This window comes from Microcoleus sp. AT8-B5 (assembly GCF_036705565.1).
Classification (GTDB): domain Bacteria; phylum Cyanobacteriota; class Cyanobacteriia; order Cyanobacteriales; family Microcoleaceae; genus Microcoleus.
The window spans coordinates 26858-40267 of sequence record NZ_JAUBUY010000022.1 but is presented as its reverse complement, the minus strand read 5'-3'; the positions used below and the strand labels follow the sequence as shown (position 1 = coordinate 40267).

Annotated in this window: 13 protein-coding genes; 6 read left to right on the top strand and 7 right to left on the bottom strand. The window is 47.1% G+C overall.

Annotated elements, in window-relative coordinates; genetic code table 11:
• Positions 1–293 precede the first annotated feature (293 nt).
• Together QUB39_RS16480 and QUB39_RS16475 are read left to right on the top strand one after the other, a co-directional pair.
• A complete protein-coding gene (locus QUB39_RS16480; protein ID WP_333055334.1) occupies positions 294–2597 on the top strand; it encodes a serine/threonine phosphatase in 2304 nt (767 codons plus the stop codon).
• 803 nt (positions 2598–3400) lie between these two features.
• The gene (locus tag QUB39_RS16475; RefSeq protein WP_333055333.1) at positions 3401–4642 is read left to right on the top strand and encodes a protein kinase domain-containing protein; all 1242 of its coding nucleotides are present in this window, start codon (positions 3401–3403) and stop codon (positions 4640–4642) included.
• Between the two features lie 144 nt (positions 4643–4786).
• On the opposite strand, the gene QUB39_RS16470 is transcribed toward QUB39_RS16475, so the two are convergent.
• On the bottom strand, positions 4787–5005 hold the full coding sequence (locus QUB39_RS16470) for a DUF4327 family protein (protein ID WP_193973492.1): 219 nt from the start codon (positions 5003–5005) through the stop codon (positions 4787–4789).
• Positions 5006–5474: 469 nt separating this feature from the next.
• Positions 5475–5612, bottom strand: coding sequence for a hypothetical protein (locus QUB39_RS16465; protein ID WP_333055332.1), 138 nt, complete (start codon positions 5610–5612; stop codon positions 5475–5477).
• A 32-nt stretch (positions 5613–5644) separates the two neighbouring features.
• On the opposite strand from QUB39_RS16465, the gene QUB39_RS16460 reads away from it, so the two are divergent.
• Positions 5645–6625 carry an aspartate carbamoyltransferase catalytic subunit gene (locus QUB39_RS16460; protein ID WP_333055331.1) on the top strand — a complete coding sequence of 327 codons (981 nt, stop codon included), beginning with the start codon at positions 5645–5647 and terminating at the stop codon, positions 6623–6625.
• Positions 6626–6905: 280 nt separating this feature from the next.
• Here the strand turns inward: QUB39_RS16460 and QUB39_RS16455 are convergent, their stop codons facing one another.
• Positions 6906–7310 carry an SH3 domain-containing protein gene (locus tag QUB39_RS16455; RefSeq protein WP_333055329.1) on the bottom strand — a complete coding sequence of 135 codons (405 nt, stop codon included), beginning with the start codon at positions 7308–7310 and terminating at the stop codon, positions 6906–6908.
• Between the two features lie 636 nt (positions 7311–7946).
• Here QUB39_RS16455 and QUB39_RS16450 point away from each other — a divergent pair.
• From QUB39_RS16450 to QUB39_RS16440, 3 genes are all read left to right on the top strand, one after another.
• Positions 7947–8438 carry a molybdenum cofactor biosynthesis protein MoaE gene (locus tag QUB39_RS16450; protein ID WP_333055327.1) on the top strand — a complete coding sequence of 164 codons (492 nt, stop codon included), beginning with the start codon at positions 7947–7949 and terminating at the stop codon, positions 8436–8438.
• Positions 8439–8531: 93 nt separating this feature from the next.
• Entirely contained in the window at positions 8532–9191 is a 660-nt protein-coding gene (locus QUB39_RS16445; protein ID WP_041622468.1) for a sigma-70 family RNA polymerase sigma factor, read from the top strand.
• 139 nt (positions 9192–9330) lie between these two features.
• Positions 9331–9936, top strand: coding sequence for a zf-HC2 domain-containing protein (locus QUB39_RS16440; RefSeq protein ID WP_333055326.1), 606 nt, complete (start codon positions 9331–9333; stop codon positions 9934–9936).
• 215 nt (positions 9937–10151) lie between these two features.
• On the opposite strand, the gene QUB39_RS30635 is transcribed toward QUB39_RS16440, so the two are convergent.
• The 4 genes from QUB39_RS30635 to QUB39_RS16425 all read right to left on the bottom strand — a co-directional run bounded on the left by QUB39_RS30635 (position 10152) and on the right by QUB39_RS16425 (position 13369).
• Positions 10152–10265 carry an NACHT C-terminal helical domain 2-containing protein gene (locus tag QUB39_RS30635; protein ID WP_445243033.1) on the bottom strand — a complete coding sequence of 38 codons (114 nt, stop codon included), beginning with the start codon at positions 10263–10265 and terminating at the stop codon, positions 10152–10154.
• Positions 10250–10564: a type II toxin-antitoxin system RelE/ParE family toxin gene (locus QUB39_RS16435; protein ID WP_333055325.1), complete on the bottom strand. Its 315-nt coding sequence runs from the start codon at positions 10562–10564 to the stop codon at positions 10250–10252. Before QUB39_RS16435 ends, QUB39_RS30635 begins: the two co-directional genes overlap by 16 nt.
• Positions 10561–10842 (bottom strand): type II toxin-antitoxin system ParD family antitoxin, encoded by a 282-nt coding sequence (locus tag QUB39_RS16430; RefSeq protein ID WP_333055324.1) that lies wholly within the window; start codon positions 10840–10842, stop codon positions 10561–10563. Before QUB39_RS16430 ends, QUB39_RS16435 begins: the two co-directional genes overlap by 4 nt.
• Positions 10843–10930: 88 nt before the next feature.
• Positions 10931–13369, bottom strand: coding sequence for an NACHT domain-containing NTPase (locus tag QUB39_RS16425; RefSeq protein ID WP_333055323.1), 2439 nt, complete (start codon positions 13367–13369; stop codon positions 10931–10933).
• Between the last annotated feature and the right edge of the window lie 41 nt (positions 13370–13410).

Below are 13410 nucleotides of genomic sequence, written 5' to 3'. Positions count from 1 at the left end.
CTTTTATTGTCGGGCCCGCACGCTGTTACCGCCGGTGGGGCTGGCGTTTGGGGCCCTGAAGCGAGAGAGGTTGTTGTAGATGTGGCTTAAGAAGCCTATTCCTGACACCGATGCAACATCTCAGTTCTAAGAAATATCTTACTTCTGAATTCATCCCGATAAAATAAGGCATAGGGCAATGAGAGTTATCCGTTGCGAGTCAGGCCCAAAACTCATAACTCCTAACTCACAGGCCACAACCCAAAACTCCCCACCGCTTTCACTAGATCGCCCATCTCCAATTTAAAACCCCTATGCTTCTCTGTCCCCGCTGCCAATTTGAAAATCCCAATCCAAACAAGTTTTGTCAACAATGCGGAAATTCCCTAATTTACAAACCTTGCCACGAATGCGGTGCCCAAGTCGCTTTTAGCGCCGCATTATGTCAGAATTGCGGCGTCGCAACAGGTCAAGTGTGGCGGGCCATTATCTGCGGTCGATCGAATTTTCCAGCAGTCGAGGCAGACGAGTCCACCCTACCCCCAGCCGAGTTTCCCCAAAAACCAGAGAGGGTTCCAGAAATCGCATCGCGCCAAAACTCTCCTGAACCAATCACAGACGCCATTAAAACCGAAATAACCACCCCAGCCGAACCCCCAATAGCAGTCGCATCAACTTCTCCACAGCCAAGCGACGGCGAATTCAGCAGCACAGAAATTGACCCTGTGGTAGCCGTGGGGGCGATCGTACCAGCATCCTTTCAAACAACCGAAAAAAGCTCTACTACAGCACCAGAGCGCGAAATAACCCCATCTGAGCAGCATTTTACAACCGCACCACAGCCTCAACAAATCCCGGAAGCAACCGAGAACCCCGACAGCCCAAACATAGCTGACATCTCCCCCCCATCTCCAGAATTCCCCATCCCCAATTCAGAATATGTCATCCCTTCCCAGCCAGCAGGAGCTTATTTAGACACTCAGCAGCGCTACCAACTCCTAGAAACCGTGCCGCCGAGAAAACGCTCAGACACAGTAGCAGTAACAGTCTTGGACTGTCAGCCGCTGGAAATGTCACCCCTCAAAGCCATGCTAGCAGCCAACTCTGCCAGCGTCGCCAGACGAACATCCCCCTACACCGCAGCAATCAAAGACGGAGAAAATTCAACCAATCCCGCCTTAGCAGAGCTTTGCCAAGGCATAGCTGAACCTTATCTGGCACTCCGGTGGCAATTCTCTCAAAACCTGCCAGTCATTCACGATAGCTGGTCAGACAACGAACAGGCAGTGCTGCTGCTAGAAGACTGTTCCCAATGGCCGCCGCTGGTAGAACGCTGGAATCAACCCGAAACTTCCACCCAGCAAATTTTATACTGGCTGCACGAAATGACAGAACTGTGGGCTGCCCTAGAACCCTGGCGCTGTCGGCAAAGCTTGTTGGAACTGACAAATTTGCGAGTCAACCCCGACTCTTCCTTTTCTTTGGCTTCTTTGCGGCTGCAATACCTCTATCCCGAACCGGCCGGCTCCAACCTGCAACTGGTAGATTTGGGGCAATTGTGGCAGGTGATATTTAGCCAGTCCGATCGTCGCACTCAGTTTGGCGCATTGCTCGAATTGCTGCAACAAATGTACAGAGGCGAGATTAACACAATCGAAGAATTGCGATCGCGCCTAGAAACAGTTCCCCTCGAACTCCAACCCGCACCTTCACCAAGCTCAACCCCGACGCGCAGGCATTACCGCAGCCCCGACGAGTCCCCCCCCGAAGTTGGCGAGGTCTTAACCCAGCCCATGCCACTCCAGATTTATAGCTTAGAAGACGCAGGCCTCACCGATGTTGGCCGCACGCGCGACCACAACGAAGACTTCTTCAGCATCTGGACTCAGCTAAACAAACTCGAAAGCTCCTTCGGTCGCATTTTTCAAACCAAAGGGCTTTACATTCTCTGCGACGGCATGGGCGGACACGACAGCGGAGAAGTAGCCAGTCAACTAGCGGCTGAAACCCTCAGAGAATTCTTTCAAACCCGTTGGGAAAATCAACTACCTCCGGCAGACACCATCCGCGAGGGAGTCCTGCTAGCCAACAAAGCCATCTTTGAAATCAATCAAAAAGACGGACGCTCCGGCAGCGCCCGCATGGGTACAACTCTAGTCGCAGTCTTAGTTCAAGACACCCAATTCGCCGTTGCCCACGTCGGCGACAGCCGCCTCTACCGACTGAGAAAGGGACAAACCCTAGAAAAAATCACCTCAGACCACGAAGTAGGCCAGCGCGAAATTAAGCGCGGGGTTGACCCGGAAACTGCTTATGCCCGTCCCGACGCCTATCAACTAACTCAAGCCATCGGCCCGCGAGACAGTAATTTTCTCAAGCCAGAGGTGCAGTTTTTAGACTTGTGCGAAGATACTTTGTTGATTTTGGCTTCCGACGGCCTGACAGATAATGATTTGTTGGAAACTCACTGGCAGAACACTCTCGAACCCCTGTTCAATCCCCAAGCTGATCTCGACCAGGGAGTTGCCCAGTTGATTGAACTCGGCAACAAACGCAACGGTCACGACAATATCACGGCAATTATCATTCGGGCGCAGGTAGGCGCATTTCGATTTTAGAATTTGGATGCTGCCAACTTTTCCAAAGGTGGCGCTTTCCCCCGTGACTGCCTGGGTTAAACCTCCGATTGTTGCATAGAAAAAAAACAGCTTCTGTCGTTTCCGGGCAAAGCTTTACTTCTCGCTCTGTTTTCTAGGTATCCGGTGTTAAAGCAGCTTCAGCTTGAGTGTTCAAAAACTGATTGCAGACCCATAAGATTGCAGAAAAGCTGTGGAGTACCAACCATTTATCAGTAGCTTTAATTTTGAGACTATGTTCAGGAAATCTACCGAATAAAGTTGCTTGATAGTAAGTGGATTCATCATTGTTGAAAGAGCTTTCACTTACAAAAATAGTTAGTCTAATGAAAAAAAATAAACTAAAATGAAGTTAGTCTGCAGGCGGGCTGATGCAAAATCTGTTTTATACTCGATCGCTATCGGGGCAACGTGGGAAGTGTCTTCTCTACATATATATGTGGGGCTGACATCACAATCTGCTGCTACATCAAATTTACGTAAAAGTTTAGCGATTGTTTACCTAGTTTTTGTTGTGGCAATTGTTAAATCGATCGACTGTTTTTTAAGGAGCGATCGACCCCTCACAAATTTTATGAATAATTGTTCCCCAAAAACTATTTATAAATTCATGGTTTATGAAATCTTTAATCATAATCAGGATATTATAAAGTTTTCCTAAAACTAACGTGTGAAGCTCATAATTAATTTTTAATTTCTAATTTTTCAAAGCCCTACGCCCCTAATCTGTAAATTCCCGCCAACTCTCACTGCCACATTAGGGAGTTCAACCACATCAAGCGAAAATGCTGCTGACTCTTTTAGATCCAGAAAAACAAACCCCCCTGCAACAGTGGAGTTTCCAGAGCGAATCCATTATTCGCATCGGCCGCTCTCCTGAAAATCACGTTGTGATCCCCAATGCTCTAGTGTCGCGGCAGCATCTGGAACTGCAAAGAGTTAATAGCGGGAGATCCAGCCAGTGGTACTTAGTCAATTCGGGGACAAATGGCACTTTGGTTAACGGTATTCTCATGTCTCAGGGTTGGATATCCGACGGTGCCCTGATCCAGTTGGCGCGGGGCGGCCCAATTCTGCATTTCCAAGTGATTACTATTGAACTCGGCGGCAAAATTAAGGCGAACCCCACCGTCAATCTCGTGGCACCGAGATGTACCCATGCGGGAAACCCGCAGGGGAATTTATTCTGCATCCACTGCGGCGAACCGATTAAAGTCGATCGCACGGTGCGCCACTACCAAGTGCTAAGAACTTTGGGCCAAGGCGGTATGGGGACAACGACTTTAGCCTGGGATCGAGAGAAAGCGAAAGCTCAACAACCCGGAAGTTCCCCCGCCGCTTCTCTGGTAGTCCTCAAGGAAATGAATGCTGATATGGCTCAAATCGCCAAAGCTCAAGAACTGTTTGAACGTGAAGCTAAAACTCTCAAGGCCCTCCACCATCGGGGAATTCCTCAGTTTTTTGACTTTTTTGTGGAAGGGGGTAAAAAATACTTGGTGATGGAAATGCTCCACGGCGAGGATTTAGAAAAACGCATCTACAACCGCGGCCCTGTTGCTCCCCAACAAGCAATAGAGTGGATGATCCAAACCTGTGAGGTTTTGGACTACATTCACTCTCAAAAACCCCCGATCGTCCATCGGGATATTAAACCTGCTAATTTGCTGGTGCGCCACCGCGACAATTGCATTACAGTGCTGGATTTTGGTGCCGTTAAAGAAATCGGCACTCCTCCGGGCACTCGCATCGGCGTTGAAGGCTACACCGCACCAGAACAAGACCGGGGACAGCCTCTCCCTCAGTCGGATTTATATGCTATTGGGCCTACTTTAATTTTTTTGCTAACGGCCCAAAGCCCTCAAAACTTTTACGGGAAAATACCGGGAGGTTACGGGTTTAAGCTCGATAATATTCCGACGATCGCCCCCAAGCTGCGGGACACCATTTTGCGAACCACCGCAGCTAAGCCTGGGGATCGCTTTCAAACTGCTCAACAATTAGCTCGAGCTTTAGCAGCTTCCCTTTAATAGAAGTCAGAAGTCATTAGTCATTAGGAACAGAGCAAAGGTCCGAGGGAAGAGGGAAGAATTTAGCAACGGAAATTTATGAAAGAAAATTTACCCGATCGCCTCAAAATTTCTCTCCGACACCCCAGTCCTCCGTCTCCTCTGTTATTCTTCGTCCCAAGCTTCTACAGCTATCAATTCGCTCACGGGGTCTTGCATAGAAAAATCAAACTCTAGCAATTGCTGTTTCCAGTACGGCCATTCGTCGCCGTAAAGCAGAGCAATTTTCCAAATACTGTCTGTGGGCTTGATAATGTCAGACGTGACGAGAGAATGCACCTGACGCTGGAACTTAACCATCGGCTGTATCACCTTCTGGCTCATAATACCTCTTGAATTGTTTAAATCTTGTGTAATTACCACTTCCCAGCGCACACTCTTTATCGCAGTTTCGCCAAGAACAGTCTAGCCAAGATACGTGTAGATTTTAGTCGGGAAGCTACATATTCAACTTGTATCTCAACACTGTTCGTTTTGACAAGGCCCTATAAGCAAGACTGAATAGTCAAGACCGACTTCAAAGAATTAATCATCTGTGAAATGTCGCACTGTATGCTGTCGATCGGCAGTGGAAGGTTTGCCGCCTCAATTGTTTCCACATAGTAGTAGATGCAAGGGCTGCGCTCGGCTTGTTCTGGAAAAGGCTGAGTTTGCGTAGGAGAAACTGCAACTACTGCGCTTTCGCTGCTACAGCGTAATTTCCGCTTTCCTGCGGGTAAACCACACCTGTTTCACCTTCGACGCTGGGTTCGCTGTGAGAGTGGGATGTGAACTACATAAACCGATTATAACTCTACTGACCGCAAAAGCGATCGAAAATTGTTGGATACTGTTGATCGCCACCCCTAAATGTCGATCGAACATTCAAAGGCGACAGCACAGCGGGCGTACCAGCAAGTTCCAAACCCATCGTCCGTCCTGATTGATTCAATCTAAAATCTAAAATCTAAAATCTAAAATTGTATGACTTGGACAAGGCGACACATTCTCACTCTGGCTGATTTTACCTCGGACGAATACGATACGGTGCTGCAAACAGCAGCCAGTTTTCGGGATGTGCTCGGCCGCCGCACGAAGAAAGTGCCGGCCCTGCAGGGTCAAGTGGTCGCGAATTTGTTTTTTGAACCTTCTACCCGGACTCGCAATAGTTTTGAGTTGGCGGCGAAGCGGCTGTCAGCGGATACGCTGAATTTTACCCCTGGAAGTTCTTCTCTAACGAAGGGGGAGACTATTCTGGATACGGCTAAGACTTATCTGGCGATGGGAACGGATTTGATGGTAATCCGGCACGAACAAGCTGGAGTTCCCAGCACGATTGCTTCGGAAATGGATCGCTTGGGGTCAAGAGTCAGCGTTCTCAATGCTGGAGACGGCCAGCACGAACACCCATCGCAAGGTTTGCTAGACTTATTTACTATTTGTGTTCTGTTAGATAACGAAAATCCGCGGCTGGAACTTTTAGCGGGCAAAAAAATTGCTGTGGTGGGCGATATCTTGCATTCGCGGGTGGCTAGGTCTAATATTTGGAGTTTAACGGCTTCTGGGGCAGAGGTTCATTTGGCCGGGCCGCCGACTTTGCTACCGCTGTTGTTTGCTGAGTGTGGCGATGGTAGGGAAGGCAAGTTATTTTTGCACTGGCAGCTTGAACCTGCTTTGGCCGATGCTGATTTTGTGATGACTTTGCGGCTGCAAAAGGAACGGATGAGCGACCATTTGCTGCCTAGTTTACGAGAGTACCATTCTTTGTACGGGATTACGCGCGATCGACTGAAACTCTGCAAGCCGGATGTGAAGGTGTTGCACCCAGGCCCAGTTAACCGCGGCGTGGAAATTAGTTCGGATTTGATGGACGATGCCCAGTTTAGCCTGATTTCTCAGCAAGTTACCAGCGGCGTGGCGGTGCGGATGGCATTACTTTATCTAATCGGCGGCGGTAAAGTTTAGGCTGTTAGTTGTTAGTCAATCGATTTTAGATTTTGGATTTTGGATTTTCGATTGACTTGCGCGAGATAAATGCTCTTTCTTGAGGATTTTGGATTTTCGATTTTGGATTGATTCCACGGATAAATCCGGGGGCTTGATACCACCTTTGAAATTCGTGGTCATGAATTTCGGATATTCCATGATTTTCAGGATCGATCGCCTCTTTACAATAATCGTTACCCAGTATGGCCGGGTAACGATTAAAACTCTTTCTAGAAATGTCAAGTGCTCTAGTTAAGAGTTAGGAAAGCCAGGACGCAGATACCCAGCCGCCACCTTTGACTTGTGCCCAGCCGTTTTTGTAACGACCGGTTAATTTTACGTGGTCTCCACGATATAACTTGCCGATTACATGAGAACAGCTACTGGGGCGGTTGCGGATATTCAGTCGGCCCCCATTGGTGACAACTTTGGCGTAGTTGTGATGACCGTGATGGGCGCGATGGCCACAGTGTTTGCGGTAGCAACCTGCGGCCTGGGCTTCGCCACCGACACTCAGAACAGATAGGGCTACTGCCATACCTGCAACGCCTATCCATGCAGAATTAGGAATTTTCAAGCCCAGTTGGTCTAACGACTTGACTTGGAGTTCGGACTCTGGAGATTCATAAGCAACAAAAGAGTGGCTCAATGCTAGTGCTTCCATAGTTTCCTCGTGATTGTTGTTAACCTTTATTGGTGCAGACTCAGGTCAAAACCTCAATTAACAGCCCAAATTATTAACTTATGTTTCATAAAAGCCACAAAATGGCGTTAAGGTCTTGCTTTTGCCGAGTATTGGCTAATTTTCCTGAACCCTGCACAGGTATATCATGTCATTGATGTAGCTTTCCGGAACAAAAAAATAAATAAAGTTTACATCGACTGCTCAAAATTTTGCAGACGCGGATCGGAACTCCGGGCTCAATTAAACTTAACTGTTTCATTCAAAAGGGAACGAAGTTATCGATTGGGGTTGGAAATTGCTTGTACTGAGTTGCGAATGACACTACTTATTTTGGTGCTGATTTATTGAATTGCTACAGCAATATCGGCAGTTAATTCGATCGAACAAGCATCCGGCTCGTCTTCAAGCACGATCTTAATTTGCTTCTGGTCAGTCATAGTGTAGCCGATCGCACTGGTGCAGAAGTTCGGGGCGATGGAGTCGAGCTCTTACCCGTGCTACAAGATGGGTCTCAAGATTAGTCGCCCTATGTCCCCGACAAGAATGCAAGACAAATCCATCGCGACTTGATTTGTGTCAAGATCAATTAACTTCTCCAGCACCAATTCTTTCGCAATGAACTCCTTGGCTGCACTTTCGATCGGCACAATTCCTCAACGCCATGAATCAGACAGCTTCGCCATTACCTTAGCGCCGTTGTCTGTAGAGGAAATATACGCTTTGGCAGATGACCCCGCGAACGGAGCGGTGGTAATGATGAGCGGTACAGTCCGCAACCAAACTGACGGTCAAGCTGTAGTTTCCCTAGAATATCAAGCCTACGAACCGATGGCCGTGAGAGTATTCCAGCAAATTGCTACTGAAATCCGCCGCCAGTGGGCCGATGTCAATCGGGTCGCCATTCACCACCGCGTCGGACACTTGCAGGTAGGCGAAATCAGCGTACTGGTGGCTGTTGGCTGTCCCCACCGGGACTCGGCCTTTGCAGCTTGCCAGTACGCCATAGATACGCTCAAACACAATGTACCGATTTGGAAAAAGGAACATTGGGCCGACGGTTCTAGCAGTTGGGTTAGTATTGGAGCGTGCGAGGTTGTCGGGCATTAGTCAATCGATTTGAGATTTGAGATAGAAGAGGGGAACTTGTTACGATCTCCTAACGTCAAAAAGTGTGGAATGTTCGATGAGCCAATTCCACCGATGAGCGACTTTATTTCCGTGTCCTGGTCTGCGGTTGTGGCGACCGTTCAAAGAGTGCAATTGCCAGCCGAAAAACTCTCTAATTATGACTTGGTGTTGCGGTGTCAGGAAGGAAATCGACCTGAGACCACGGCCTTTTCAGAACTGTTGAAGCGGTATCAGTCCCACGTAGACAGGGTTCTCTATCACTTGGCCCCTGACTGGCAAGACCGAGCAGACTTGGCTCAGGAAGTGTGGATTCGGGTCTACCGCAATATTAACCGCTTGCAAGAGCCTGTTAAATTTCGGGGCTGGCTGAGCCGCATCGCCACTAATTTGTTTTACGATGAGTTGCGGAAGCGCAAACGGGTGCGAACTCCGCTGTCGCTCGACGTACCTCGTACTCTGGAAGATGGCGAGGTTGATTGGGAAATTCCGGCAGACAGTCCGGGGCCTGATGAAGATTTGACGACGAGAGAATTTTACGACCAGTTGCGGGTGGCGATCGCAGATTTGCCGGAAGTATTCCGCACAACAATTGTTTTGAGAGAAATAGAAGGTTTAGCCTATGAGGAAATAGCCGAAATGACCGGAGTTTCTCTGGGAACTGTCAAGTCGAGAATTGCTAGAGCTCGCCAAAGATTGCAGTTGGAATTGCAAAAATATCTTGATGGTAATTAGCAAGAGTAATTTCAGAGGCGGGTTAAGAAGATTTGATGAAGTTTGCTGTGACATCAAAACTTCTATTTTAAAATATAAATAAGCAGTAAATCATTCTAATAGCGAGTGCGTGATTCCCCAATTAGAGCAAGTGTGAAATATGAAGGGTAACTTTGAATCCGATAAAAATCAAAATCAGCAAGGCGTCGGGGATTCACTCGCCCAAAATCAAGTTAACAACAATTATGCCCAGGGCAATGTAACTACTATGATGCGCGATCGCTTTGAATTGCTAAGTGCCTACCTCGACGGTGAAGTGACGGCGACAGAACGCCGGCAAGTTGAGGAGTGGCTGACAAATGACCCCACTACGAAGCGTTTGTACTCGCGACTGCTGATGATGCAGCAGAGCTTTCAGGCAATGCCGGTGCCTGCTGCGGAACAATCTGCACAGGAGTTGGCGACGAAGGTTTTGCAGCGGGTGGAACGCAAGCCGAAACAAACTTGGATTTTGGGTGGAGGTGCGATCGCAGCTTTGTTGGTTGCGGTGGTGTCTGGTGTCGGTGGCGGCCGCCAATTGTTTGCTCCTCAGTTTGCTCGATCGCCCGTTCCTGCTGAATCTGACGGTTTGATGATGGCTTTAAACGAGCCTCTGGTGGAGATGGTTAATCCTAACGATTTGATGCTTGGGGTGAATGCACCGATCGTGGATATTCCCAAAGTTGGTGTAGCAACCCCTCAAAAGTCATTGCCAAAGCCGCAGTAGGATTTCTGTTTTGAGCAATAACGGAAGTTACTAAGCTCCCTAAAAAAGGGGGCTTTTTGCCGTTTTTCCCAGTTTTTCAAGGTGGATTATCCTTTGACGCTTTCCTGGCTTTGAATGACGAATTGTGGGGCGATCGCATCTTAATATGGGAGTAGGTAGCGAGTGGAATTAGAGCGGGCGATTCCCTACGGGATAGTTTCGCACGCGCGTACTTGTCACCGATTTTTTTTGATATTTGCGATCGGCAACAGCAATGCATCCTCAATTTCCTGCCGCACAGTAGGAGATACACTACAACCGCTATTGAGGCAATCTACCAGCAATTGCACTCATCCTCATCAGAAAATAGAGAAGGTAAATCCCGTTCTCCCCTCACGATCCGAACAATTTCAATTAAGTTGTCCAGTGCCCGATAAAGAATTATGTAACCCCTGATAGGAATTCCCCGCACAGAAGGAGCTAGTTCTTCGTAATTGCGCCCTATATTGGGGAACTTAACTAAATTACGACACTTTTTATCAAAGTCTTCAATAAATTGTTCACCAGCTTCTACATTTCTCGTTGCAAAGTAATCGGTAATTTCATTGAGATCGCGACTGGCTTCAGGGGAAATAATGTAGCGGCTCATTGTTGATTTTCCCGCATTTTGCGAAATTTTTCCCGCAATCTAGCTATAACTATCTCCCCATCAATTCCTTCGCCGCGTTCAAGCTGAGCTAGTCCGGCCGCTACTTTTGGACGAGTTTCATCGACCCATTCTTGATAACGATCGCTCTGTTGCCGATCGCTTCTGTCTGCGAGTAGTTCCAAGGCCGCAGCAATTACCTCATCCACCGAAGAATACTTGCCACTTTTGACTTGGGCTTCAATGAATTTATTATGGTCAGGTTTTAGAGTAATGTTCATACGCTTTACTTCTAATAACTTTTAGCCATTATATCATTTCCAGTGGCTCTCTCCGTGTAAAGGCGAAGGGGAAGGCGATGGCGATCAATTAAACTCGATCGCACTTGTCACTGGTTTTTTGAATATTGGCGATCGGTAATAGCAATGTCTCCTCAATTTCCTGCCGCACAGCAGGAGATACATTAGAAGCGCTATTGAGGCAATATACCAGCAATTTATTAGCATCGTAATACTTCCTCAGCAATGACTTCTGCTGTTCGCTAAATTGCCAAACGCGGCGCACATCGCGATACAAAATCATCATTTGTCTTAATCGCTTATCCCAAGACTGACCGTTATCTTGCCACCATTTTGCAAATATCTCTTTGTCACTTTTTGGATCGGGCAGTTGTTCCAGAAGTTCTTGTATCCCTTGCCTTTGTTCAGGCTTAAGGGCAGGTACAAGGTCGGAGTCAAGAACAAGGTCAAGGTTAGGGACAAGGGTACGTTCAAGGGTAAGGCTGATGTAACCAAGGGTAGGCTCAAGTGCATCCTTAAGGACGGTATTCAGGGCAAGGTCAAGAGCACCTTCAAGTGCAAGGTTAAGAACCTGTTCCAAAGCTTGTCCCACAACTTTTTTCAGATAAGGGTCAAGAGAAAGGGCAAAGCCGCAGTCAAGGAGGGGATATTCAAGGGTCAAGTAAAATGCTCTAACTGCCGCAGGTTTGTAGGGAAAATCAACAGAAAGGGATTTTTTGTTGATCCATGTTAGGAACTGCTGCAACTGCTCCTCCTCAGCGACCAGCCCATCAACTTGCTGTTTCATTGACAGCAACAAGTCATCAACTTTTTGCAACATTCCAACTGCTAAAAACAAAACTTCTCGCCAACGCTTCTCGGTCAGGTGGCTGACCAGTTTTTCCAAAGCTTGTGGATCGGAATTGGTAACAATTTCTCTAGCAGTGAAATACTCTTGAAATGTTAGATGAGAAAACGAATAAATCCTTCTTGCCCTCTCCACTAATAATCCATGTTGTGCCTCGATCGCCTTCAGGACAACCTCACTATCTATTTCTAACTGAACGCGGTCAGTTGTGGCATCGGACAAATTAGCTAGATAGTCGGCAATCAATTGCTGAACTGTGTTTTTTTCAAAAAAATAATCGCCCCGCTCAAAAGTAATAGCTGCTACAAAAGCAAGTAAATGTTTCTTGCGGCACAAATTCAAATCGCGATAAACTTCATCCCGTAGAATGCCTCTAGTTTCATCCCATTTTCTGAGCATAATTTCCATTCCTTCCTCATACAACTTGGCTCGGTTGGATGGAAAATCGGCTTTGGCTTGGAATACTAAACAAGTCAGATTAAGCAAAATTGGCGTTACTGCCAGTTCTCTGATTTGCTGATTTTTTTGCAGTTTCAGCTTCTCTACAAATTGAGATGCTAAAGCTTTCCCTGCCTCCATATTCTGGGAAAAAGCCACAAACCAATTGCTCGCAAAGGCAGCGATTTGCTCGCAATTAAAATCGGCTACCTCCACACAGGTAAAAGCTTCGTCGTGAAATCGGTACTTAGCCGCGGCAATTCGACAGGTAATAATAAACTGATTGTTGTAATACTTTTGGACAAACTGACGAATCTGTCTGACGACTGCATCGCTATCTGATTCTGGCACTTCATCTAAGCCGTCCAATAAAATCAAACATCTGCCTTGACTAAGTACAGATTCAGTTTGCGATCGCGCCTCAACTCCGCAACTGGCAAATTCGTCGCTGATATATTCTAATAAGTCAAGATTAGCGATTGCAGCAAAGGTTTTTAGGGGGATAAAAATCGGTATTTTGTTGGCTTCAAATTTTGCGCGATCGCACTGAATGGCAATGTGTTTCAAAAAGGTAGTTTTACCGGAACCAGGTTTGCCGAGTACCATCAATTTAGAGTGAGATTTCACGGCATCCAATCCTGGTACTCGTTTCTGGCATACTTTACCTAATCCCAAGCGGTTAAAGTTATCCGCATCTGGGTTGAAGTCTCTCAGTAAATCGCTAATTTCTCCCGGCTGCCAACTGGTAATTTCCTCCAAAATGTTGACTTCAACGTAGAGGTTGCTGACATCAACGGGCTGTGCAATATCCAACAGTTGCATTTTGCTGTAAAGCTGTTGAATTTTGCTGTGGCATTTTTGCCGTATCTCTTGCACTACCGAATCAATATGCTGTTGGCAAAAATCTTTAACCCCCCCAACCCTCCCTTGGTAAGAGGGGGCTAAAGGAGGACGATCGACAATTTCTTCCCAATTCAACTGCAAAACCGTGCAGAAAGCCTTGAAAGCATTAGCCTTAATGGGTTCTCTTCCTCCTAAAAAACGCCTCCAAGTTGGCAGGGAGAGGCCATCAGCATAAGGCCCGGCCTCTGTCCAAGTTCGATCGGGTTCTAATGTTTTACTAGCTTCTACTAGCCATCTGGGGTCTTCTATGGTCGAGCCCCTTTCTCTTCTAGCTTGCTTAATTTTTACTAATCCCTCTTCAGAGGCTTTGAGGGTTGTCATTATATAATTTACTTATCTAATTGTCAATATCAGTTTTCCCT